This window comes from Pseudomonas sp. EMN2 (assembly GCF_009650555.1).
Lineage (GTDB): Bacteria > Pseudomonadota > Gammaproteobacteria > Pseudomonadales > Pseudomonadaceae > Aquipseudomonas > Aquipseudomonas sichuanensis.
The window spans coordinates 1-23158 of record NZ_VZZR01000097.1 but is presented as its reverse complement, the minus strand read 5'-3'; the positions used below and the strand labels follow the sequence as shown (position 1 = coordinate 23158).

Here is a 23158-nt window from a genome sequence, read left to right as displayed (position 1 = left end):
TGCAGTGGCAGTAAGTCAAAACTGGCCCAATACAGTGTGCACCAGAAATAGCAGATCGCCACGCACTCATTTGGATGGGCGCCTATGAGTTCAGTCCCCCTGGTCCGCCAGCGCCTGCTGCTCATCCCAACCACCACCCAACGCCGCAATCAACTGCACACTCGCCAACAACCGCCCTTGCAGCAGCGTCAGCACACTACGCTCATTGCTCAGCGCCGTGGTCTGCACGCTCACCACATCCAGGTAGCCGATCAACCCGGCCTTGTACTGGTTCTCGGTCAGGCGCAGCGACTCGCGTGCCGCATCCAGCGCTTCCTGGCGCACCACGGCCTCGTCGCCGTACACCTTGAGCTGCACCAGGTAATTCTCCACTTCCTTGAACCCATCCAGCACGGTCTGCCGGTACTGGGCCACGGTCTGGTCATACACGGCCACGGTGCGGTCCACTTCGGCGCTGCGCTTGCCGGCATCGAACAGCGTCAACGCCAACTGCGGCCCCACGGACCAGTAGCGGTTGGGCAACTCGATCCAGTTGTTGAAGCTGCTGCTGGAATAGCCGCCGTTCATGCTAAGCGACAGGTCGGGGAAATAGGCCGCGCGGGACACGCCGATGTTCGAGTTGGCCGCCATGACCTTGCGCTCGGCCGAGGCGATGTCCGGGCGACGCTCCAGCAACTGCGACGGCAGCGACAGCGGAATATCGGGCAATGCCGGAATCGCCTCGGTCGCAGCCAGGGCAAAGTCGGCCGGCGCCTTGCCCATCAACACCGCGATGGCGTTCTCGTACTGCGCCCGCTGCCAGGCCAGGTCGATCAGGTCGGCCTGGGTGCTCTTGAGCTGGGTGCGCGCCTGGGCCACGGCATCCGGCCCGGCCACGCCGGCACGGTACTGGTTTTCGTTCATCTTCAATGAACGCTCGTAAGCAGCGACGGTTGCTTCGAGCAGGCGCTTCTGCGCATCGATCACCCGCAACTGCAGGTAGTTCTGCACCAGCTCCGACTGCTGGCTGAGGCGGATCGCGGCCAGGTCGGCGAGGCTGGCCTGGGCGCTGGCCTCGTTGGCATTCAGGGTTTCGCGCAACTTGCCCCACAGGTCGATCTCCCAGCTGACACCAAGCTGGGCGTTGTAGGTGTCGCGGATACCGCTGCTGTTGTTCGACAGGCTTGAGCTGGAGCTGCCGGTGCCCTGGGCCGACCGGGTCTTGCCAACGGACAGGTCCAGCGAGGGGAACAGCGAAGCCCGGCTGCTGCGCACCAGGGCCTGGGCCTGGCGGTACTGGGCCGCGGATTGCGCAACGGTCTGGTTGCTGCGGTTGAGTTCCTCGACCAGCGAATTGAGCTGCACGTCGCCGTAGATCTCCCACCAGGCGCCGCGGGCGATGGCGTCGGACGGTTTGGCCTGGGTCCAGCCTTCGGCCTGCTTGAACTGCGCCGGGGTGCTCAATTCTGGGCGGTGATAGTCGGGGCTCAGGGTACAAGCGCTGAGCATCGCCACGCACAGCCCGGCGCCAACCAGGCGCGAGCCGCGCCCGTGGGTCAGGCGCATGAGGGCACGGTGCAGGCGGGTATGGGCAAAGTTCATAGCGGGGTATCCAGGGCAGCGTCGGTGCGCACGCCGCGCCAACGGTTGAAACGGTGGCGCAGGCGGTCGAGGTAGAGGTAGACCACAGGCGTCGTGTACAGGGTGAGCATCTGGCTGAAGACCAGGCCGCCGATGATGGTCAGGCCCAGTGGCTGGCGCATTTCGGCGCCTTCGGCCTGGCTGAGCAACAGCGGCAGCGCGCCGAGGATGGCAGCCAGGGTGGTCATCAGGATCGGCCGCAGGCGCAGCAGGCAGGCACGGCGGATCGACTCTTCGGGCGACAGGCCGTCGTTGCGCTCCAGTTGCAGGGCCAGGTCGATCATCAGGATGGCGTTCTTCTTGACCACGCCGATCAGCAGGAACAGCCCCAGCAGCGAGATCAGGCTGAACTCGCCGCCGGTCAGGTACAGCGCGAGCAAGGCGCCGACACCGGCCGAGGGTAACGTGGAAAGGATGGTCAAGGGGTGGATGTAGCTTTCGTAGAGAATGCCCAGCACCAGGTACACCAGCACCAGGGCGCCGAGGATCATCAGCGGCTGGCCTTCGGTGGTCTTGGCGAAGGCATCGCCAGTACCGCCCAGTTTGGCGATCACCGACTCCGGCAAACCCAGCCTGGCCACCGCACGTTCCAAGGCAGCCAGGGCCTGGTCGGTGCTGTAGCCTTCGGCCACATCGAACGAGATGTCTTCGGAGGCGAACTGGCCCTCGTGGCTGACGCGGTCGTTGGCCAGGCTGTTCTCGTAACGGGCGAAGCTGGACAGCGGCACACGGGCACCATCGGCGGTGATCACCTGCACCTGCTCCAGGGTGCTCGGGTCCCAGGCATATTTGGGGTTGATCTCCAGCACCACCTGGTACTGGTTGAGGCTGTCGTAGATGGTCGAGATCTGCCGCTGGCTGTAGGCGTTGTTGAGCACCGAGGTGACCATGCTCATGTCGATGCCCAGGCGCTTGGCCTGGTCACGATCCACCACCAGGGTCACCTGTTGGGTGCCGGCGCCGTCGCGGGCATCGATGGCGGTCAGTTCAGGCAGCTTGCGCAGCTCGGCGGCCACCTTCGGGAACCATTCGCGCAAGGCGGCCAGGTCACCGCTCTGCAGGGTGTAGAGGTACTGCGAAGTACTCTGGTCGCGGCCACCACCGCCCAGTTGCAAGTCCTGGTCGGCCATCAGGAACAGCCGGCCGCCGGGCACCTTGGGCATTTCCTTGCGCAGGCGTTCGATAACCTTTTGCGCGTTCTCTTTGCGCTGGGTGATTGGCTTGAGCCGCACCAGCATGAAGGCATTGTTGGTGCCGCTGTTGCCGCCGATGAAACCGGCGACGCTCTCCACGGCCGGGTCCTTGAGCAGCGCCCGGCGGTAGATCTCCATCTTCGGCTGCATCACGCTGAACGACAGGCCGTCGTCGCCCCGCACGAAGCCCTGCAACTGGCCGGTGTCCTGCTGCGGCATCAGCGTCTTGGGCACCACCACATACAAGGCAATGTTGAGGCCGATGGTGGCCAGCAGGCTGAACAGCGTCAGGCGCTTGTGGCGCAGCGCCCAGCCCAGGCTGCGATCGTAACCGGCGACCATGCGCTGGTGGATGCGGTCGCTCAAGCGCTGCAGGCGGGTCTGCTGCTGCGGGCCATGCACCTTCAGCCAGCGTGAACAGAGCATCGGCGTAAGCGTGAGCGACACCACCAACGAGACGATGATCGCCGCCGCCAGGGTGATCGAGAACTCCTTGAACAGGCCGCGCACGATGCCGCCCATGAACAGGATCGAAACGAACACCGCCACCAGCGAAACGTTCATCGACAGCAGGGTGAAGCCGACCTCCTGCGCGCCCTTGTAGGCAGCGCGCATGGGGTTCTCGCCGTTCTCGATATGCCGGGAGATGTTCTCCAGCACCACGATGGCATCGTCCACCACCAGGCCGGTGGCCAGGATCAGCGCCATCAGCGACAGGTTGTTCAGCGAGAAGCCGCACAGGTACATCACCGCAAAGGTGCCCACCAGCGACACCGGCACGGCCAGGCTTGGAATCAGCGAGGCGCGGAAGTTGCCGAGGAACAGGTACACCACCAGGATCACCAGCGCCACGGCGATCAGCAGGGTGTGCTCGGCCTCCTTGAGGGTGGCCTTGATCACCGGCGAACGGTCCATGGCCACGTCCAGCTTGACGCTGGCCGGCAGCAGCGACTGCAGGGCCGGCAGCTCGGCCTTGATCTGCTCGACGGTCTGGATGATGTTGGCGCCGGACTGGCGGTTGACCACCAGCAGCACTGCGCTCTGGTCGTTGAAGAAGCCGCTGTTGTAGCGGTTCTCCACGCCATCGGTGACCTTGGCCACGTCGGACAGGCGCAGGATCGCGCCGTTCTGCTGGCGGATCACGATCGGTTTGTAGTCTTCGGCCTTCTCCAACTGATCGTTGGCGCGCACCTGCCAGTTGCGTTCCTTGTCCTCGACAAACCCCATGGGCCGGCGCTGGTTGGCGTTCGCCACGGCAGTGCGCACATCGTCCAGGGCCAGGCCGTACTGATTGAGCAACTGCGGCTCCAGCTCGATGCGCACAGCCGGCAGCGAACTGCCGCCGATCTGCACCTCCCCTACCCCGCTGACCTGGGACAGGCTCTGGGACAGGATGGTGTCGGCCAGGTCGTACAACTGCCCCTTGGACAGCACTGAGGAGGTCAGCGACAGCACCATGATCGGCGCTTGCGAAGGGTTGATCTTCTTGTACGTGGGCATGCTGCGCATGCCGCTGGGCAACAGGTTGCGGGTGGCGTTGATCGCCGCCTGCACTTCACGCGCGGCGCCGTCGATGTCACGGCCCAGGTCGAAGCCGATGATCACCCGGGTCGAGCCCTGGTTGGAGCTGCTGGTCAGGGTGGTGACACCAGCAATCGCGCCGAGCTTGCGCTCCAGCGGCGTGGCCACGGTGGAGGCCATGACCTCGGGGCTTGCACCGGGCAGGCTGGCCTGCACCACGATCACCGGGAAGTCCATCTGCGGCAGCGGCGACACCGGCAGCAGGCCAAAGCTCACCCCGCCCAGCAGCATGATCGCCAGGCTCAGCAGCATGGTCGCCACCGGCCGGCGGATGAAAGGACCGGACAGGTTCATGCGTCGGCCTGCTGTGCGTCAGCCGCTGGGCGCCAACGGCGGGCCAGGCGGTCGAAGTACAGGTAGATGACCGGGGTGGTGAACAGGGTCAGCACCTGGCTCACCAACAGCCCGCCGACCATCACCAGGCCCAGCGGCTGGCGCAGTTCGGCACCGGAACCGGTGGCGAGCATCAATGGCACGGCACCGAACAGCGCCGCCAGGGTGGTCATCAGGATCGGTCGGAAACGCAGCAACGCGGCCTGGTAGATCGCATCACGCGGGCTCATGCCCTGGTGGCGCTCCGCCTCCAGGGCAAAGTCGATCATCATGATCGCGTTCTTCTTGACGATGCCGATCAGCAGGATGATGCCGATGATCGCGATCATCCCCAGATCGTTGCCGCTGAGCAGCAATGCCAGCAAGGCACCCACCGCCGCCGAGGGCAGCGTGGAGAGGATGGTCACCGGGTGGATATAGCTCTCGTAGAGCACGCCCAGCACGATGTACATGGTCACCACGGCAGCCAGAATCAGCAGCAAGGTGCTCGACAACGACGCCTGGAATGCCTCGGCGGCACCCTGGAAGCGGGTCTGCACGCCAATCGGCATGCCGATCTCCTGTTGCATCTGTTCGATCACCTGCACCGCCTCGCCCAGGGACGCGCCATGGCCGAGGTTGAACGACATCATCACTGCCGGGAACTGGCCGATGTGCGAGATGGCCAGCTGGGCCTGGCGCTGTTCGATGCGCGCCAGCGCCGACAGGCGCACCTGGCCGCCGTCGGTGGCCTTGACGTGGATCGACTCCAGGGCCTGTGGGCCGAGGCTGGCAGCGGTCTGCGACTGCAGCACCACACGGTACTGGCTGGCCTGGGTGTAGATGGTCGAGATCTGCCGCTGGCCGAAGGCGTCATACAGCGCGTTGGTGATCTGCGACACGCTGATGCCCAGGCGGCTGGCCATGTCGCGGTCGATCACCAGATACACCTGAAGGCCCTTGTCCTGCAGGTCGCTGGCCACGTCCTGCAATTCGGGGCGCTGCTGCAGGGCCTGGACCAGCTTGCCGCTCCACTGCGCGAGCAGCTCGGCGTCGGGTGAACTGAGGCTGAACTGGTACTGGGTGCGGCTGACCCGGTCCTCGATGCTCAAGTCCTGCACCGGCTGCATGAACAGGCGGATTCCTACCAACCGGTCGAGCTGTGGCTGCAGGCGGTTGATCACCTGGCTGGCGGTCACGTCGCGCTCGCCGTGGGGCTTGAGGTTGATCAGCAGACGGCCACTGTTGAGGGTGGCGTTGTCGCCGTCCACGCCGATATACGAGGACAGGCTCTGCACCGCCGGGTCCTGGAGAATCACGCCGGCCAGCGCCTGCTGGCGCTCGCTCATGGCGGCGAACGAGGTGGATTGCGGGGCTTCGGAGATACCCTGGATCACGCCGGTGTCCTGGGCCGGGAAGAAGCCTTTGGGCACCGCCAGGTACAGCACCACGGTCAGCGCCAGGGTGGCCACCGCCACCAGCAGCGTCAGTGGCTGATGCTTGAGTACCCAGGTCAAGGCGCTTGCGTAGTGCTTGATCAGCCAGTCGATCCAGGCGCCGCTGGCACGGTAGAAGCGGCCCTGCTCTTCTTCCTTGGGCTCGCGCTTGAGCAGGCGTGCGCACATCATCGGCGTCAGGGTCAGCGATACCACCAGGGAAATCAGGATCGCCACCGCCAGGGTGATGGCGAACTCGCGGAACAACCGCCCGACCACATCGGCCATGAACAGCAACGGGATCAATACCGCGATCAAGGAAAACGTCAGCGAGATCAGGGTGAAGCCGATCTGCTTGGCGCCCTTGAGCGCCGCCTGGAAGGGTGTCTCGCCCTCTTCGATATGCCGGGAGATGTTCTCCAGCATGACGATGGCGTCGTCCACCACGAAACCGGTGGCAATGGTCAGGGCCATCAGCGTGAGGTTGTTGACCGAGAAGCCGGCCAGGTACATCACCCCGAAGGTGCCGATCAGCGACAGCGGCACGGCGATGGAAGGAATGATCGTGGCGCTGACCCGGCGCAGGAACAGGAAAGTGACCATCACCACCAGGGCGATGGCAAACAAGAGCTCGTGCTGCACGTCGCGCACGGCGGCGCGGATGGTCTGGGTGCGATCGGTGAGCACCATCACGTCCAGGCCCGCCGGCAGGTTGTCGGTGATCGACGGCAGCAGTTCCTTGATCCGGTCGACCACTTCGATGACGTTGGCACCGGGCTGGCGCTGGATATTCAGCAGCACCGCCTCGTTCTGGTTGGCCCAGGCCGCCAGGCGTTCGTTTTCGGCGCCATCGACGATCTCGGCGACGTCCTTCAGGCGCAGCGGCGCACCGTTGGTGTACTTGAGGATGAGGTTGGCGTACTCCTCGGGCGAGCGCAGCTGGTCGTTGGCGTCGAGCATCGACACCCGGGTGGGGCCGTCGAAGTTGCCCTTGGGCTGGTTGACGTTGGACGCGCCGATCAGGGTGCGCACGTCATCCAGGTTCAGGCCGTTGGCGGCCAGGGCATCGACGTTGACCTTGATCCGTACGGCCTGGCGCTGGCCGCCGGCGATGCTGACCATGCCCACGCCGCTGATCTGGGCGATCTTCTGCGCCACGCGGGTGTCGACCAGATCGTTGAGCTTGGGCAACGGCATGGTTTTCGACGAAATCGCCAGGGTCAGCACCGGGGTGTCGGCCGGGTTGACCTTGTTGTACACCGGCGGTGCCGGCAGGTCGCTGGGCAGCAGGTTGCTGGCGGCGTTGATCGCGGCCTGCACCTGTTGCTCGGCAACGTCCATGTTCATGTCGAGGTTGAAGCGCAGCGTGAGTACCGAAGCGCCACCGGAACTGGTCGAGGCCATCTGCTCCAGGCCCGGCATCTGCCCGAACTGGCGCTCCAGCGGCGCGGTGACGGCACTGGTCATCACCTGCGGGCTGGCGCCGGGGTACAGGGTCATGACCCGGATGGTCGGGTAGTCGACCTGGGGCAAGGCCGCCACTGGCAGCATCTTGTAGGCAATCAGGCCGGCCAGGACGATGGCCAGCATGCTCAGCGTGGTGGCGACCGGCCGCAGGATGAACAGGCGGGAAAGGTTCATGCGCCCGCCTTGGAGCTCGATTTACCGGTCTGGGCCGCGCCTTTGGCGTCCTGGCCCTGCAGGTGCTGGCCGGGGGTGGTTGGCACTTGCGAGCTGTCTTCGACCACATCGACCTTGGTGCCTTCACGCAGGCGGTCGGTGCCTTCGAGCACCAGGCGGTCACCGGCGGCCAGGCCTTCGAGGATCACGCTGTGCTGGCCATCGCTGGCCCCTACCTTGAGCTTGCGGATATTGACCTTGCTGTCCTGGTTGACCACATAGGCGAAGGTGCCGTCGTTGCCGAACTGGATCGCCGCGGCCGGGGCCAGTACCACCTGTTTGAGGGTGTCGGCCAGCAGGCGCACGTTGACGAACTGGTTGGGGAACAGTGCGTGGTCCTTGTTCTGGAACGCGCCCTTGAACTTCAGGGTGCCTGTGGTGGTGTCGATCTGGTTGTCGAGGCTGCCCAGCACGCCGGTGGCCTGTAGCTTGCGATCGCCACGGTCCCAGGCTTCGACTGGCAGGCTGGCACCGCTGCGGTAGCGGGCAAGCACGGTGTCCAGTTCGGTTTCCGGCAGGGTGAAGGCGACGTTGATCGGCTCGGTCTGGGTGATCACCACCAGCGCGGTGGTGTCGTTGGCGGCGACCAGGTTGCCCAGGTCCAGCTGACGCAGGCCCAGGCGGCCGTTGATCGGTGCACGGATCTGGGTGAAATCGAGGTTCAGGCGGGCGTCGTTGACGGCGGCCTGGTTGGTCTTGACCAGCCCCTGGAACTGCGCCACCTGGGCTTCGGCGGTGTCGAGGGTCTGCTTGGCGATGCTGTCTTCGGCGTACAGGCCTTTATAGCGGGCCAGGTCGACCTGGGCGTTCTTCAATTGCGCCTGGTTCTGCGCCAGGGTGCCTTCGGCCTGCTGCAGGGCAATGCGGTACGGGCGTGGGTCGATCTCGGCGAGCAGGTCGCCGGCCTTGACCTGCTGGCCTTCCTGGAAGTGGATCTTGACCAGCTCGCCAGCCACCCGGCTGCGCACGTTGACGGTGTTGGTCGCGGTGACGGTACCCAGAGCCTTGTAGTACAGCGGGAAGTCACCGACTCGCACAGGCTCCACACGCACCGGCACCGGGTCGCTAGAGGCGCCGAAGCCCGGGCGCCCACCCATGCCCATGCCTTTGCCCGGTCGGCCACCGCCAGTCGCTTCCTTGTGGACGGGCGCTGCGGGCCACAGCCACCAGGCCAGCAGGGCCACCAGCAGCAGGATCAGCAGGCCGAACAGCCAGCGACGGGGGGAACGGGAATTGGACACTTGCATGGGACGAACGAACCTTGTTCAGAGAAAGACGGCGGGAAGAGCGTGAACGATAAGCACTGGCATCGGATTAGCAAAGGAGCTTTACCCGTGCTTTACCTTCGGCTGACGTTGGCCAGGGGGTGCACTTTAAATGAAAACGGCCTGGAACGTTGTCCAGGCCGTTTACCGGGTGTAACCCAGTCGTGGGAGCGGGCTTGCCCCGCGATTGTGCCTTGAAGGCTGACATCACACCCTGATAAGACGCCATCGCGGGGCAAGCCCGCTCCCACGCCGCCCCAACGGGCGCGCGGTTGTTACTTCAGAACAGCCAGCGCCGCCTCGTAGTTCGGCTCGTCGGCGATTTCGCCCACCAGCTCGGCGTGCAGCACTTTGTCGTTCTCATCCACCACCACCACGGCACGTGCGGCCAGGCCGGTCAGCGGGCCGCTGGCGATAGCCACGCCGTAGTTCTCCAGGAACTCGACGCCACGCAGGGTGGACAGATTCTGCACGTTTTCCAGGCCTTCGGCGCCGCAGAAGCGTGCCTGGGCGAACGGCAGGTCGGCGGAGATGCACAGCACCACGGTGTTGGCCACGTCATTGGCCTGGGCGTTGAACTTGCGCACCGAGGTAGCGCAGGTCGGGGTGTCGACGCTTGGGAAGATGTTCAGCACCTTGCGCTTGCCGGCGAAGTCCTTGAGCGACTTGTCGGACAGGTCGCCTGCGACCAGGGAGAAGGCTGGAGCGGCGGCGCCGGCTTTGGGCAGTTCGCCTTTGACCTGAACCGGGTTGCCTTTGAGAGTCACTTGAGCCATGGCAGAAATCCTTATACGGGGTTTGAAAAGGACCCTGAGTTAAGCATGAAGCCGCGCAAGTGCCTATAAGCAAACATGAAATTGTTCCATTCTCAGAAAATTCCTGTGAACAAAAAAATGTCCGGGTGGCGACAACCAACCCGGACATTTCTTATTGCAAGTGGTCGTTTCAGCCGATCAGGCCATACACCACCGAGGTCAGGGCCACCAGGCCGATCACCACCACGAACAGGTTCGACAGCGCGCCGCTGTACTTGCGCATCGACGGCACGCGACGGATGGCGTACATCGGCATCAGGAACAGCAGCACGGCGATGATCGGACCACCGAGGGACTCGATCATGCCGAGGATGCTCGGGTTGAGGGTGGCGACGATCCAGCACACCACCAGCATCAGCGCCGCGACCATGCGGTCCAGGGCCTTGGCGCCCGGGCGCAGGCCGGTCTTGACGATCATGCCCTTGAGGCCTTCGCTGGCACCGATGTAGTGGCCCAGGAACGACTTGGCGATGGCGATGAACGCGATCAGTGGCGCGGCAAAGGCGATGGTCGGCTGGTCGAAGTGGTTGGCCAGGTACGACAGGATCGACAGGTTCTGCGCCTTGGCTTCGGCCAGCTGGGCGCTGCTCAGGGTCAGCACGCAGCTGAACACGAAGAACAGCACCATGAGCACCATCAGCAGGTGAGCGCGGCGCAGGATCTGGCCGCTGCGCTCGTCGGCATGTTCACCGTAGCGGCGCTTCTGGTCGACGGCGAAGGCCGAGATGATCGGCGAGTGGTTGAACGAGAACACCATCACCGGAATGGCCAGCCACACGGTGTGCAGGAAGGCAGAGCCCGACGGCACTTGCGAGGCGGTGTCGAGGATGCCACCGGTCCAGTGCGGCACCAGGTACAGGGCCAGCAGCGCCAGGGCGACGATGAACGGGTAGACCAGCAGGCTCATGACCTTGACCGTGGCCTGCTCGCCGCAGCGCACGATGGCCAGCAGGCCGAGGATCAGCACGAACGACAGGATCGCCCGCGGCGGCGGCGCGATGTGCAGTTGGTGCTCCATGAAGCTGCTGACGGTGTTGGTCAGGGCCACGCTGTAGATCAGCAGGATCGGGAAGATGGCGAAGAAGTACAGCACGGTGATCAACGCACCGGCCTTGATGCCGAAGTGCTCTTCCACTACCTGGGTGATGTCACCGCCGTTGCGCCCGGACAGCACGAAGCGGGTCAGGCCGCGGTGGGCGAAGTAGGTCATGGGGAACGCCAGCGCCGCGAGGATCAGCAGCGGCCAGAAGCCGCCGAGGCCGGCGTTGATCGGCAGGAACAGGGTTCCGGCGCCGATGGCTGTGCCGAACAGGCCCAGCATCCAGGTGGTGTCGTGACGCGACCAGCTGCCGAGGGTGGCGGGGGTCGATTCTGCAAAGCGTTGTTCAACGCTTGGGGCCTGCTCATTCATTCCGGGTGAAGCTCCACTCGCAAGACTGCAACAGGCTGAGAATGGCGAAATAGACGTTTCGCCCAACTCAACCGGGGAAGAGGGGCGCGATTGTGCATGCAAAGGTTGCACTTGGGGAAGCCCCGTCCGAGGGACGGTTGCACTTGTCTGTACAACAAATCTGATTTTTGGGTTGCACAAAAGATCGCGGGGCAAGCCCGCTCCCACGTCTACCCGCATTCAAGAGGTCGGCGTGGGAGCGGGCTTGCCCCGCGATAAAGCCAGATCGGCCAGTGGTGACTCAGCCCTTTTGCACGGCGGCAAACGCCTCGGCCACCTGGCACAGGTTGGCCGGACGCAGCCCGGACATGCACACCCGGCCGCTGTCGATCAGGTACACGCCGAACTCGTCACGCAGGCGACGCACCTGCTCGACGCTGAAGCCGGTGTAGCTGAACATGCCGCGCTGGCGCAGGAAGAACTGGAAATCCTGGCCCGGCAGCAGCTCGCCGAGCAGGTCGACCAGGCCTTGGCGCATGTCGAGGATGCGCTTGCGCATCACTTCAACTTCCGCCGCCCACTGGGCATTGAGCGCGGCATCGCCGAGCACGCCGGCCACCAGCTGGGCGCCGAACGCGGGCGGGCTGGAGTAGTTGCGGCGCACGGTGGCCTTGAGCTGGCCGAGCACGCTGACCGCGGTGGCGGCGTCGTCACAGACCACCGACAGGCCCCCTACCCGCTCGCCGTACAGCGAGAAGATCTTCGAGAACGAGTTGCTGACCAGGCACGGCACGCCGGCACGGGCCATTTCGCGGATGGCGTAGGCATCCTCGACCAGGCCTTCGCCGAAGCCTTGGTAGGCGATGTCGAGGAACGGGATGAGCTGACGTGCCTTGACCACTTCGACCACTTGCTGCCACTGGCTCTGGTCCAGATCTACGCCGGTGGGGTTGTGGCAGCACGGGTGCAGCAAGACGATGCTGTTCGCCGGCAGGGTCTGCAGGGTCGCCAGCATGCCGGCGAAGTCGACGCCACGGGTGGCGTTGTCGAAGTATGGGTAGGTATGCACCTTGAAGCCCGCGCCTTCGAAGATCGCCCGGTGGTTGTCCCAGGTCGGGTTGCTCACCCAGACTTCCGAGCCTGGGAAGTAGCGCTTGAGGAAGTCGGCGCCGACCTTCAGCGCGCCGGAACCGCCCACGGTCTGCACGGTGGCCACACGGCCATCGGTCACGGCCGGGTGATCGCTGCCGAACAGCAGCGCCTGGATCGCCTGGCGATAGGCGGCCAGGCCTTCCATCGGCAGGTAGAGGGAGGCTTCGTGAGGCTGGCCGGCCAGGCGCTTCTCGACTTCAGCCACCGCTGCCAGTTGCGGCACCACGCCGGCTTCGTCGTAGTACAGGCCGATACTCAGGTTGACCTTGTCGGCGCGGGGATCGGCCTTGAAGGTCTCCATCAGCGAGAGAATCGGGTCGCCGGCATAGGCATCGACATGTTTGAACACAGCGTGCAGCTCCTTGGAAATCAGGACAGTTCAGAAAAGGCTGCAGCGAGGATACCCGCAGACAGGCGTCAGGAACATCACTGATGTGCAAGGGATTCAATGCAAGCATGCACAGGCCAGGAAAGCATCGCGGGGCAAGCCCGCTCCCACGCATATTCACGTGGGAGCGGGCTTGCCCCGCGATGGCCATTGCTCAGCCTGCCAATGCCTGCAGGCCTTGCAACTCCTGCTCGGTCAACGCCACCCCTTCCCTCCCCGCCACCTCGCGCTCCCGGTAACGCCGCTCCCCCGGCATGCGCGACAGCCCCACCGCCTGCATCTGCCCCACCAGTTCACGGCTGCGCTGGGCAAAGCGCTCGCCCTCGGCCTTGCTCGGGTCGATCACGATGATCAGTTGCCCGGTCCACGGCGTCTTCGCCCCCGGGTGCCCGGACCAGTCGAACTCCCAGGAGAAGTGGCCACCAGTCAGCGCCGCTGCCAGCAACTCGACCATCATCGACAGCGCCGAACCCTTGTGCCCGCCGAACGGCAGCAGCGCACCGCCTTCAAGAATCGCCCTCGGATCGGTGGTGGGCTGCCCGCCGGCATCCACACCCATGCCTTCAGGCAATTGCTGGCCGGCTCGGGCGGCAATCTGCACGTCACCGTGGGCCATGGCGCTGGTGGCCATGTCGAACACGATCGGATCGTGCCCGGCGCACGGCGCGGCAAAGGCGATGGGGTTGGTGCCGAACAACGGCTTGCGCGCACCGTGGGGCACCACGCAGGTCATGCTGTTGACCACGCTCAGGGCCACCAGGCCTTCATCGGCGAACGGCTCGACATCTGGCCACAGGGCCGCGAAATGGTGCGAATTGTGGATCGCCAGCACGGCGATACCGGCGCTGCGGGCCTTCTCCACCAGCAGCGCACGCGCCGCCGCCAGGGCCGGTTGGGCAAAACCGCCACCGGCATCGACCCGCACATAGCCCGACGCCACGTCGGTCACCTGCGGCACGGCCGTGCCATCGACCCAGCCGCTGGCCAGGGTCGAGACGTAACCGGGAATACGGAACACGCCATGACTGTGGGCGCCATCGCGCTGGGCGCTGGCGCAGTTATGGGCAAGCACGGCGGCCACCGCTGCGCTGCAGCCATGGCGTTGGAGGATCGCTTGCAGCAGCGCCTGCAGCTCGGCAAAGGGCACGCGCACGGCAGGGCTGGTGGACGGTGCGGACATCTGAAGCTCCTTTCTTGGTATTGGAATGGCTACAGCGCAACGCCCTGACTTTCCCGTGAATGACAGCTATCTGTCAAATATTGACTTGATGACAGAAAACAGCCATTTTCTTCTCCACGCCAGAAATCAGCCGGAGCGCTTCATGAGCCAATCGATCAAGCAGCGCCTGGAAAGCAGCCTCGACAGCGCTGCCGCCTCTGGCCGCAAGATCGCCAGCTACATGCTCGCCAACCTGCACGAGCTGCCGTTCCAGACGTCGGCGAGCATCGCCGCCAAGCTGGACGTCAGCGAATCGAGTGTCGGCCGCTTCTGCCGCGCACTGGGCTACGCCCACCTCAAGGCGCTCAAGCAGGATTTGCAGAACGACCTCGGTGATGGCCCCTGGCTGGTCGGTGACCGCCTGCAGGAGTTTCGCCAGCAACCCGAAGACGACCGCGAACACGCCGGCAGCCTGGAGCTGGAAATGGCCGCCCTGGTGCGTGTGCACGAACACAGCCGCAGCGAGGCCTGGCGCCAGGTGGCCCGCCGCCTGGCCGACAAACCCCAGGTGTTCATCGCCGGTTTCCAGACCGAGCGCGGCATCGCCCTGTGCATGACTCACCTGCTGCAGTACCTGCGCAATGGCGTGCACTGCGTGGATGGCAGCGCCGGGCACTTCGGCGAGGTGCTGCTGGGCAAGCCCGAGGACCTCACCCTGGTGGTGTTCGAAGCCCGCCGCTACTCGCGCCACGCCCTGCAGCTGTGCCAGAAGGCGCGCGCCCTGGGCATCCCGGTGACGCTGGTCACCGACACCTTCTGTGACTGGGCCGATGCCAACGCCGACGAGGTGTTCCGCATCCCCACCGAATTCAATCTGTTCTGGGACTCCACGGCGGCGATGCTGTCGTGGGTGCACCTGATGGTCAACGAGGTCTGCAAGAAGCTCGGGCCGGATGTTGAAAAACGCTTGGAAGCAACTGCCGCTCTACATAACGAGTTCGTCGGCTACACCTCGTGGCCGGCGGGCAAACAACAATAGCAAGAGTGTTGGTACAGAGGTGCGAGATGAAAAGATCCATGGCTGTGGTGGGTGCGTGCGCCCTGCTGCTGGCGGGTGCCGCCAGCGCCGAAACCCTGCGCTTTGCCACCGAAGGCGCCTACCCGCCCTTCAACTATGTCGATGCCGATAACAAGCTGCATGGCTTCGATATCGACATCACCCACGCCCTGTGCGAGCAGATGAAGGTCGAGTGCACCCTGGTGGCGCAGGACTGGGAAGGCATCATCCCCGCCCTGATGGCCCGCAAGTACGACGCCGTGGTGGCGTCGATGATCGACACCGAAGAACGACGCAAGAAGATCGCCTTCACCGACCACTACTACCGCACCCCGCTGACCGTGGCCGTGGCCAAGGACAGCAAGATCACCGACGCGCAGACCGACTTCGTCGGCTACACCGTCGGCGCCCAGTCCTCCTCCACCCAGGCGATCTACGCCGAAGACGTGTACGGCAAGGCCGGCGCCGACGTGAAGCTGTACCCGACCATGGACGAAGCCAACGCCGACCTTGCCGCCGGGCGCCTGGACGGGGTGATCGCCGACAAGTTCCCGCTGCACGAGTGGCTGAACAAGAATGGCCAGGACTGCTGCAAGATCCTCGGCGACGTCAAGGACACCAAGGCCGATGCGGCGATTGCTGTGCGCAAGGACGACGAGGCGCTGCGCACGCGGTTGAACACGGCGCTGGCGGCGATCGTGGCCAATGGCACGTACCAGAAGATCGCCAGCAAGTATTTTGCCTTCGATATCTATAACTGATGTGCCGTTGAGAGCAGCTTGGGGCGGCTCATTCATCTGCTGACTGCCCCGGCCCTATCGCTGGCAAGCCAGCTCCCACAGGGATAAGCACACACTCTGTGGGAGCTGGCTTGCCAGCGATAGGGCCAGCCGGAGCAACTCCACAGTCGAAGGTGCCCCGCAAGCCAAACCCAACCGAACTGGGGACTCCACCCATGCTCGATCAACTGTCTCTACTGTCCTTCGCCAGCGGCGGCTGGGGCCAGGCGCTGCTGGCCGGCGCCCTGGTGACCGTGTCGCTGGCCCTGGCCTGCCTGCCCGTCGGCCTGCCGCTGGGGCTGCTCGTGGCCCTGGCCGCGCGTTCGCGCAAACGCCTGCCACGGGCCTGGGCCACCACGTTTTCCACGGTGTTCCGCGGCCTGCCCGAACTGCTCACCCTGCTGATCATCTACTACGGCTGCCAGATCGCCGCGCAGAAGATCCTCGCCGCCCTGGGCTACCCGGGCGAGGTGCTGATCAACACCTTCCTCGCCGCCATGGTCGCCTTCAGCCTGGTGTTCGCCGCGTTTTCCAGCGAAATCTGGCTGATGGCCTTCAAGACCCTGCCCAAGGGCCAGCTGGAGGCCTGCTCGGCCCTGGGCCTGAGCAAGCGCACCGGGTTCTTCAAGGTGGTGCTGCCGCAGCTCACGCGCATCGCCCTGCCGGGGCTTTCGAACAACTGGCTGAGCCTGCTCAAGGACACCTCGCTGGTGTCGACCATCTCGCTGATCGACCTGATGCGCCAGACCAACCTGGCGGTCAGCGTGACCAAGGAGCCGATGTTCTTCTACGGCGTGGCCTGCCTGGCCTACCTCCTGTTCTCGGCAGTCTCGGGCCGGGTCTTCGCCGTGCTTGAAAAGCGCAGCAACCGCCACCTGCAAGGAGCCCGCACATGAGCCTCGAACAACTGCTGGCCTACGTGCTCGACCCGGACCTGCTGGAGCGCTATGGCCCGCGCTTCGTCGACGGCCTGCTGGTCACCGCCAAGCTGGTGGCCATCTCGTTCACCCTGGGCGCGCTGCTGGGCATGCTGCTGGCCCTGGCGCGGATGTCGCGCAGCCTCGTGCTGCAGCGCCTGGCCGCCGGCTATGTGTACTTCTTCCGCGGCTCGCCACTGCTGGCCCAACTGTTCCTGCTGTACTACGGGCTGGGCTCGCTCAAGGGCTTCTGGCAGGACGTCGGGCTGTGGTGGTTCTTCCGCGAGGCATGGTACTGCGCCCTGCTCGCCTTCACCCTGAACACGGCGGCCTACCAGGCAGAGATCTTCCGCGCCAGCCTGCTGGCCATTGCGCCCGGGCAGTACGAGGCGGCCAAGGCGCTCAACCTCAAGCGCTCGACCACCTTCTTCAAGGTGATCCTGCCGCAATCGCTGCTGGTGGCCATCGGCCCGCTGGGCAACGAGCTGATCATGATGATCAAGGCCAGCGCCATCGCCTCGCTGGTGACCATCTACGACCTGATGGGGGTGACCAAGCTGGCCTTCTCGCGCAGCTTCGACTTCCAGATCTACCTGTGGGCGGCGGTGCTCTACCTGCTGATCGTCGAGATCGTCCGGCGCACCCTGAAACACCTGGAGGCCCGCCTGGGCCGCCACCTGAACTGATTGAAGGAAACGTTCCATGCATTGCCAAACCATCGTTCTGGGCGCCGGTATCGTCGGCGTCAGCACCGCACTGCACCTGCAGGCGCGCGGCCGCCAGGTGATCCTCGCCGACCGCGACGAGCCGGGCAGCGGCACCAGCCACGGCAACGCCGGGCTGATCGAGCGCTCCAGCGTGATCCCCTATGCCTTCCCCCGGCAGTTCGGCGCACTGCTGCGCTACGGCCTCAATCGCCAGCCCGACGTGCGCTACAGCCTGCTGCACCTGCCCAAGGCCGCGCCCTGGCTGCTGCGCTACTGGCAGCAATCGGCGCCGAACCGCGTGGCCGAAGCCGCGGCGGACATGTTGCCGCTGGTGCAACGCTGCGTCGAGGAACACGACGCCCTGATCGAGGCCGCCGGGCTGCAAGGCCTGGTGCAGGCCAAGGGCTGGATCGAGGTGTACCGCGACAGCGCGCTGTTCGAGCAGGCCAAGCAGGATGTGCTGGGCCTGGCGCGTTATGGCCTGAAATACGAGTTCCTCGACCGTGGGCAACTGCAAGCCCGCGAGCAGGGGCTTGACGGCGGCGTGGTCGGCGGCATCCACTGGCTCGACCCGAAGACCGTGAGCAACCCCGGCGGCCTTACCCGTGGCTATGCCGCACTGTTCGTCCAGCGTGGCGGCCAGTTCCTCCACGGCGACGCCCGCACCCTGCAACGCACCGAGGGCGGCTGGCAGGTCGACACCCAGCGCGGCGCGGTGATTGCAGACGAAGTCGTGGCCTGCCTCGGCCCGCAGTCGGGCGAGCTCTTTGAGCGTCTGGGCTACCACTTCCCGCTGGGGATCAAGCGCGGCTACCACATGCACTACAGCACCCGCGACGGCGCTCCACTGCAGCACTCGGTGTGCGACACCCAGGGCGGCTACGTACTGGCGCCGATGGCCCGGGGCGTGCGCCTGACCACCGGCATCGAGTTCGCCGCCAGCGATGCGCCTGGCAACGAAATCCAGCTGCGCCGCTGCGAAGCCCTGGCGCGCAAATTGTTCCCGGCCCTGGGTGAACGGCTGGACGACAAACCCTGGCTGGGCCGCCGCCCATGCCTGCCGGACATGCGCCCGGTGATCGGCCCGGCGCCTCGGCACCAGGGCCTGTGGTTCAACTTCGGCCACGCCCACCATGGCCTCACCCTGGGCCCGGTCAGCGGCCGTCTGCTGGCCGAACTGATGACCGGCGAGCGCCCTTTCACCGACCCTGCGCCCTACAGCGCCGCACGCTTCGACTGAACCTTGAGCGGGAGAACAACAACGATGTCCGCACCTTCCAGTCTTGCCAGCCTTGCCACCCCGCAACCCACTCCAGATTTGCGCCCGGAGCTGATCCGCATCGAGGGCCTGAACAAGCACTACGGCGCGTTTCACGTGCTGCACGATATCGACCTGTCGGTGCGCGAGGGCGAGCGCATCGTGCTGTGCGGCCCGTCAGGCTCGGGTAAATCGACGCTGATCCGCTGCATCAACCGCCTGGAGATCGCCCAGCAGGGCAGCATTCAGGTGGCCGGCATCGACGTGGCCGGCACCGACCGCAAGGCCACCCAGATCCGCAGCGAAATCGGCATGGTGTTCCAGCACTTCAACCTGTTCCCGCACATGAGCGTGCTCGACAACTGCCTGCTGGCGCCCACCAGCGTGCGCGGCCTGTCGCGCAAGGATGCCGAGGAACGCGCGCGCATGTACCTGGCCAAGGTCGGCATCGAGAACCAGGCGCACAAGTACCCCAGCCAGCTTTCCGGCGGCCAGCAACAGCGCGTGGCCATCGCCCGGGCGCTGTGCATGAAGCCGCGGATCATGCTGTTCGACGAACCTACCTCGGCGCTCGACCCGGAGATGGTCGCCGAAGTGCTGGACGTGCTGGTTCAGCTGGCCGGCACCGGCATGACCATGCTCTGCGTCACCCACGAAATGGGCTTCGCCCGCCAGGTGGCCGAGCGCGTGCTGTTCCTGGAAGGCGGGCAGATCATCGAGGACAGCCCGCCCGAGGTGTTCTTTGGCCAGCCACGCACGGCCCGGGCGCAGGCGTTCCTCAAGCAGATCCTGCACTGAGCCGGTTGGCGCGGGGCATGCCCGCGCCGCTTACTGACCGGCCGGCGTGAGCTGTTTGAGGCGCTCGCTGGCCGGCGCCGGGCGCCCGTACAGGTAGCCCTGGAAGTGAGAGCAGCCCTCGGCCATCAGCCGCTGCATCTGCTCTTCCGACTCCACCCCTTCGGCCGTGGTCTTGATCATCAGGCTGTTGGACAGCTCGGTGATGGCGCGGATGATCGACATCGCCTCGCGGCTGTCGCACATGTCGTGGACGAACGACTTGTCGATCTTGATCCGGTCGAACGGGAACGAACGCAGGTAACCCAGCGACGAGTAGCCGGTGCCGAAGTCGTCCAGGGAGATCGACACCCCCAGGTCCTTCAGCGCCCTCAGGGTGCGCACGTTTTCCTCGCTGTTGCCCAGCAGCACCGATTCGGTGATTTCCAGTTCCAGGCGTGTGGCCGGCAGCCCCGAATCAGCCAGGGCCAGGGCCACGGTGTGGACCAGGTTGGCGTTCTTGAACTGCACCGGCGACAGGTTGACCGACACGGTCTGCTCGGTGCCCCAGCTTGCCGCTTCCTGGCAGGCCAGGTTGAGCGCGCGAACCCCGAGCTCATGGATCAGCCCGGTTTCTTCGGCAATCGGAATGAAGTCCATGGGCATGATCATGCCGCGCACCGGGTGCTCCCAGCGCAGCAGCGCCTCGTAGCCGGTGACGCTGTTGCTCTGCTGGTCGACCACGGCCTGGTAGTGCAGTTGCAGCTGGCCCAGGTGCAGGGCCGTGCGCAGGTCGGTCTCCACCAGGCGGCGCTGGCGGGCCGCCACGTCCAGTTCAACGTGGAAGCTCTCGAAACGGTTGCGGCCGTTGCGCTTGGCCTCGTACAGGGCCATGTCGGCGTAACCGAGCAGTTGTTCGGCGCTGTCGTGATCGTCGGGCGCGATCGCCACCCCGATGCTCACCCCCACGCTGAATTGGTGGCCCTCGATATGGAACGGCGGGCTGATTGCATCGATCAGGCGCTGCGCGGTGTTGCGCGCGGCCTCGCGGTTATCCAGCCCGACCAGCACCACGGCAAACTCGTCACCGCCCAGGCGCGCCAGGGTGTCGTGCTCGCGCAGCTCGCGGCGCAGGCGCTTGCCGAGGGCGCGCAGCAACTTGTCGCCGAAGGCGTGGCCGAGGGTGTCGTTGATGTTCTTGAAGTTGTCCAGGTCCAGGCACAGGGTGGCGGTCAGCTTGCCGCTGTCCTCGCCGCGCAGCAGGGCCTGCTTGAGCCGTTCATGGAACAGCGTGCGGTTGGGCAGCCCGGTCAGCGCGTCATGGTGGGCCATGTGGTGAATCTGGGCGTGGGCGGCCAGTTCCTCGGTGGCATCCTCGGCCACGTACAGCACGTAGTCGCCCTGCCCGGCGCGGCCCTCGCAACGCAGGGTGCGGCTGCGCAGGGTGCGCGGGCCGCTGGCGGTGTCGACGCGGGTTTCGGCGACATAGCCCTTGCTGCTGCGCGCGCCGCGGGCCAGTTGCTGTTCCAGGTACTCCGCCGCCTCCGGGGCCAGGCCCTGCCCGGGCAACTGGCCGACCAGGCTGACGCCCTGGCCACCGAACAGGCGCTCGGCCTGGGGGTTGGCCAGCAGGATCTGCTCGCTTGCCAAGTCCTGCACGATGACGCTGGCCGGAATATTGCCGATCACCGAGTCGAGGAACTGCGACAGGCTGGTCATCTCCTGGCTGTATTGCTCGGCCAGTTCCTTGGCCTTGAGCAGTTCCAGCTCCTGCTGGCGGCGTTCGGACATATCGCGGGTGATCTTGGCAAAGCCGATCAGCTGGCCGCTGCCTTCGTCGACGATCGGCTCGATCACCACACTGGTCCAGAAGTGCGAACCGTCCTTGCGCTGGCGCAGGCCGTCTGCCTGGAAGCGCCCGGCTTCCAAGGCGGTGGCCAGGCTCAAGGCCGGCAAGCCGGCATCGCGGTCGGCGTCGGTGTAGAACACCGAGAAATGCTGGCCGACGATTTCCTCGGCGCGGTAGCCCTTGGCCCGCTGCGCCCCCGGGTTCCAGCTGGCGACGACACCCTCGGGGGTCAGCAGGTAGATGGCGTAGTCGACCACGCTCTGGATCAACAGGCGGGACAGGGTGTCTGGGCTTGCAGCTAGCGGCATGGGATTTACCTGAGCAAGGAAGCTTCCGGACTTCGCGTCAGACCAGTCCGAAAATACGAATTACTGGCATTATGCCGCCAGACGAACGGTTTTTGTGAAGTGCGTCACAAAAAAATCCCGTGCATTCAATGGCGGTACGGCGTGACCAGAAAATTGCGCAGCTGCGGTTCATCGTCCAGCGCAATCTCGCGTACCGGGCGCGGCAGGTCGGCCAGCACGGCCTGGCAGAAGCTCATGGCCGGGGCATCCCCGGCATAGCAACGCAGCAGCCAGTCGCCCCGACCGTCGCTCAGCAACTGCAGGGCCACGGCTCGGCCGACGCCCTGGCGCCGATAGCGCTTGAGGATGAACAGGTCGGCCAGCTCCAGGGCATCGATGCCCGGCAGTTCGCTGCGTTCGACCAGCACGAAGCCGGCGATGAAGCCATCCACCAGCACCAGGTGGGCAGCCCAGTCGGGGGACTGCCAGTAGCGCTCGAAGTGCGGCTCGTGGAGATAGAAGCGCCCGTCCACCTCGACATCCTCCTGTTCCCAGTCGGACGATTCGTAGGCATAGAACTGGTAGAGGTTGCGTACCAGATCGGCCTGTTCGGGGCCGGTCTGGAGCAGTTCGATGGGGGTGGGCATCAAGGGCGCTCGGGCAGAGGGGAAGCGCGAGTCTAGCGCCAAGCGGGCGACTGCGCAGCACCCTGTGGCAGCAACTTTCTTGTGTCGCTCGCGCCGGCGATGAGGCCAGTGAGTTACCAACTCAGCGCCGCCACCGCATCGATTTCCACCAGCATGCCGTCCAGCGCCAACCGCGGTACCGGGATCAAGGTGCAGGTCGGGGTCATGCTGCCATCCCAGGCGCGGGTAGCGGCGGCCACCCACTGCTGCAGCCGGGTTTCACTGTGGTCCACCACCAGCAGGGTGAGCTTGAACACGTCCTGCAGGCTGGCGCCTTTGGATGCCAGGGCGATCTTCAGGTTGATCAGCGCCTGACGCACCTGCGCTTCGAACTGTGGCGACAGCACGCCATCCAGACCCTCGCCGCCCTGCCCGGCCACATACAGCAGGCGACTGCCGGCACGGACTTCGGCGACATGGGAATAGGCGTTGCCGCTGGGGTCGTAGAGGCCTTCGGGGTTGGACAGGGTAAAAGCGCTTGGTTGGGTCATGGGCACGCTCCATCGTTGGTCAGAGCGGGCGAGTATCAGACCTCAGGTTTGGTTGAGGTCAAGCACAGGCGCGACCGGAATTTGTCCACGGTGCGATGAGGGCTGCGGGGTGCCCGGCGGGAGATTTGCAGCGCCTATCAGATCGAGCGCCGCCCGCGCGGCGCTTCGCGGGTAAACCCGCTCCCACATCTGTTTCGGGCCAATTATTCCTGTGAAAGTACCGCTGCCCGCCTTGGTGCATGTCTTGAGTCATGTGAAGCAGCATTAGCGACCACGCCAAAACAGCGTCGTACCAACAAGGCGGACCAGGTGATGGCACAGGAGAGACTGGCCCGAAACAAACTGTGGGAGCGGGTTTACCC

17 protein-coding genes are annotated in these 23158 nt (G+C 65.3%); 6 read left to right on the top strand and 11 right to left on the bottom strand.

The genetic code is table 11. From position 1 onward, the window contains the following. Positions 1 to 90: 90 nt before the first annotated feature. The 8 genes from F6X61_RS23855 to F6X61_RS23820 all read right to left on the bottom strand — a co-directional run bounded on the left by F6X61_RS23855 (position 91) and on the right by F6X61_RS23820 (position 14012). The gene (locus F6X61_RS23855) at positions 91 to 1581 is read right to left on the bottom strand and encodes an efflux transporter outer membrane subunit (RefSeq protein ID WP_153788809.1); all 1491 of its coding nucleotides are present in this window, start codon (positions 1579 to 1581) and stop codon (positions 91 to 93) included. Next, complete coding sequence (locus F6X61_RS23850) at positions 1578 to 4688, bottom strand: efflux RND transporter permease subunit (RefSeq protein WP_153788808.1); 3111 nt, start codon at positions 4686 to 4688, stop codon at positions 1578 to 1580. Before F6X61_RS23850 ends, F6X61_RS23855 begins: the two co-directional genes overlap by 4 nt. Then, complete coding sequence (locus F6X61_RS23845; RefSeq protein WP_153788807.1) at positions 4685 to 7783, bottom strand: MdtB/MuxB family multidrug efflux RND transporter permease subunit; 3099 nt, start codon at positions 7781 to 7783, stop codon at positions 4685 to 4687. Before F6X61_RS23845 ends, F6X61_RS23850 begins: the two co-directional genes overlap by 4 nt. Next, positions 7780 to 9069, bottom strand: a complete 1290-nt coding sequence (locus tag F6X61_RS23840; RefSeq protein WP_153788806.1) for an MdtA/MuxA family multidrug efflux RND transporter periplasmic adaptor subunit — start codon at positions 9067 to 9069, stop codon at positions 7780 to 7782. Before F6X61_RS23840 ends, F6X61_RS23845 begins: the two co-directional genes overlap by 4 nt. Positions 9070 to 9362: 293 nt before the next feature. Beyond that, positions 9363 to 9863 carry a thiol peroxidase gene (tpx, locus tag F6X61_RS23835; RefSeq protein ID WP_153788805.1) on the bottom strand — a complete coding sequence of 167 codons (501 nt, stop codon included), beginning with the start codon at positions 9861 to 9863 and terminating at the stop codon, positions 9363 to 9365. A gap of 169 nt (positions 9864 to 10032) precedes the next feature. Next, positions 10033 to 11313, bottom strand: a complete 1281-nt coding sequence (locus F6X61_RS23830) for a serine/threonine transporter (protein WP_153788804.1) — start codon at positions 11311 to 11313, stop codon at positions 10033 to 10035. Positions 11314 to 11593: 280 nt separating this feature from the next. After that, on the bottom strand, positions 11594 to 12793 hold the full coding sequence (locus F6X61_RS23825; RefSeq protein ID WP_153788803.1) for an amino acid aminotransferase: 1200 nt from the start codon (positions 12791 to 12793) through the stop codon (positions 11594 to 11596). Between the two features lie 193 nt (positions 12794 to 12986). Then, positions 12987 to 14012 (bottom strand): Ldh family oxidoreductase, encoded by a 1026-nt coding sequence (locus tag F6X61_RS23820; RefSeq protein WP_153788802.1) that lies wholly within the window; start codon positions 14010 to 14012, stop codon positions 12987 to 12989. A gap of 142 nt (positions 14013 to 14154) precedes the next feature. On the opposite strand from F6X61_RS23820, the gene F6X61_RS23815 reads away from it, so the two are divergent. From F6X61_RS23815 to F6X61_RS23790, 6 genes are all read left to right on the top strand, one after another. Beyond that, positions 14155 to 15030 (top strand): MurR/RpiR family transcriptional regulator, encoded by an 876-nt coding sequence (locus tag F6X61_RS23815; RefSeq protein WP_153788801.1) that lies wholly within the window; start codon positions 14155 to 14157, stop codon positions 15028 to 15030. Between the two features lie 26 nt (positions 15031 to 15056). Beyond that, positions 15057 to 15809: a transporter substrate-binding domain-containing protein gene (locus F6X61_RS23810; protein ID WP_153788800.1), complete on the top strand. Its 753-nt coding sequence runs from the start codon at positions 15057 to 15059 to the stop codon at positions 15807 to 15809. 194 nt (positions 15810 to 16003) lie between these two features. Next, positions 16004 to 16723, top strand: a complete 720-nt coding sequence (locus F6X61_RS23805; RefSeq protein WP_153788799.1) for an ABC transporter permease — start codon at positions 16004 to 16006, stop codon at positions 16721 to 16723. Then, on the top strand, positions 16720 to 17430 hold the full coding sequence (locus tag F6X61_RS23800) for an ABC transporter permease (protein ID WP_153788798.1): 711 nt from the start codon (positions 16720 to 16722) through the stop codon (positions 17428 to 17430). The genes F6X61_RS23805 and F6X61_RS23800 overlap by 4 nt, the downstream gene beginning before the upstream one ends. Positions 17431 to 17446: 16 nt before the next feature. After that, positions 17447 to 18691: an FAD-binding oxidoreductase gene (locus F6X61_RS23795; protein WP_153788797.1), complete on the top strand. Its 1245-nt coding sequence runs from the start codon at positions 17447 to 17449 to the stop codon at positions 18689 to 18691. Positions 18692 to 18715: 24 nt separating this feature from the next. Beyond that, entirely contained in the window at positions 18716 to 19507 is a 792-nt protein-coding gene (locus F6X61_RS23790) for an amino acid ABC transporter ATP-binding protein (protein WP_153788796.1), read from the top strand. A 30-nt stretch (positions 19508 to 19537) separates the two neighbouring features. Here F6X61_RS23790 and F6X61_RS23785 read toward each other — a convergent pair whose 3' ends face one another. From F6X61_RS23785 to F6X61_RS23775, 3 genes are all read right to left on the bottom strand, one after another. Then, on the bottom strand, positions 19538 to 21640 hold the full coding sequence (locus F6X61_RS23785; RefSeq protein ID WP_153788795.1) for a bifunctional diguanylate cyclase/phosphodiesterase: 2103 nt from the start codon (positions 21638 to 21640) through the stop codon (positions 19538 to 19540). Positions 21641 to 21765: 125 nt separating this feature from the next. Next, entirely contained in the window at positions 21766 to 22266 is a 501-nt protein-coding gene (locus F6X61_RS23780) for a GNAT family N-acetyltransferase (protein WP_153788794.1), read from the bottom strand. 113 nt (positions 22267 to 22379) lie between these two features. Continuing rightward, positions 22380 to 22796 carry a RidA family protein gene (locus F6X61_RS23775; protein ID WP_153788793.1) on the bottom strand — a complete coding sequence of 139 codons (417 nt, stop codon included), beginning with the start codon at positions 22794 to 22796 and terminating at the stop codon, positions 22380 to 22382. Positions 22797 to 23158 lie beyond the last annotated feature (362 nt).

Excerpts from the sequence above, each read along its gene's own strand:
- F6X61_RS23785 (WP_153788795.1), bottom strand. The coding sequence starts at position 21,640 with ATGCCGCTAGCTGCAAGCCCAGACACCCTGTCCCGCCTGTTGATCCAG.
- F6X61_RS23805 (WP_153788799.1), top strand. The coding sequence starts at position 16,004 with ATGCTCGATCAACTGTCTCTACTGTCCTTCGCCAGCGGCGGCTGGGGC.
- F6X61_RS23800 (WP_153788798.1), top strand. The coding sequence starts at position 16,720 with ATGAGCCTCGAACAACTGCTGGCCTACGTGCTCGACCCGGACCTGCTG.
- F6X61_RS23820 (WP_153788802.1), bottom strand. The coding sequence starts at position 14,012 with ATGTCCGCACCGTCCACCAGCCCTGCCGTGCGCGTGCCCTTTGCCGAG.
- F6X61_RS23790 (WP_153788796.1), top strand. The coding sequence starts at position 18,716 with ATGTCCGCACCTTCCAGTCTTGCCAGCCTTGCCACCCCGCAACCCACT.
- F6X61_RS23855 (WP_153788809.1), bottom strand. The coding sequence starts at position 1,581 with ATGAACTTTGCCCATACCCGCCTGCACCGTGCCCTCATGCGCCTGACC.
- F6X61_RS23850 (WP_153788808.1), bottom strand. The coding sequence starts at position 4,688 with ATGAACCTGTCCGGTCCTTTCATCCGCCGGCCGGTGGCGACCATGCTG.
- F6X61_RS23815 (WP_153788801.1), top strand. The coding sequence starts at position 14,155 with ATGAGCCAATCGATCAAGCAGCGCCTGGAAAGCAGCCTCGACAGCGCT.
- F6X61_RS23845 (WP_153788807.1), bottom strand. The coding sequence starts at position 7,783 with ATGAACCTTTCCCGCCTGTTCATCCTGCGGCCGGTCGCCACCACGCTG.
- F6X61_RS23810 (WP_153788800.1), top strand. The coding sequence starts at position 15,057 with ATGAAAAGATCCATGGCTGTGGTGGGTGCGTGCGCCCTGCTGCTGGCG.
- F6X61_RS23795 (WP_153788797.1), top strand. The coding sequence starts at position 17,447 with ATGCATTGCCAAACCATCGTTCTGGGCGCCGGTATCGTCGGCGTCAGC.
- tpx (WP_153788805.1), bottom strand. The coding sequence starts at position 9,863 with ATGGCTCAAGTGACTCTCAAAGGCAACCCGGTTCAGGTCAAAGGCGAA.
- F6X61_RS23840 (WP_153788806.1), bottom strand. The coding sequence starts at position 9,069 with ATGCAAGTGTCCAATTCCCGTTCCCCCCGTCGCTGGCTGTTCGGCCTG.
- F6X61_RS23775 (WP_153788793.1), bottom strand. The coding sequence starts at position 22,796 with ATGACCCAACCAAGCGCTTTTACCCTGTCCAACCCCGAAGGCCTCTAC.
- F6X61_RS23780 (WP_153788794.1), bottom strand. The coding sequence starts at position 22,266 with ATGCCCACCCCCATCGAACTGCTCCAGACCGGCCCCGAACAGGCCGAT.
- F6X61_RS23830 (WP_153788804.1), bottom strand. The coding sequence starts at position 11,313 with ATGAATGAGCAGGCCCCAAGCGTTGAACAACGCTTTGCAGAATCGACC.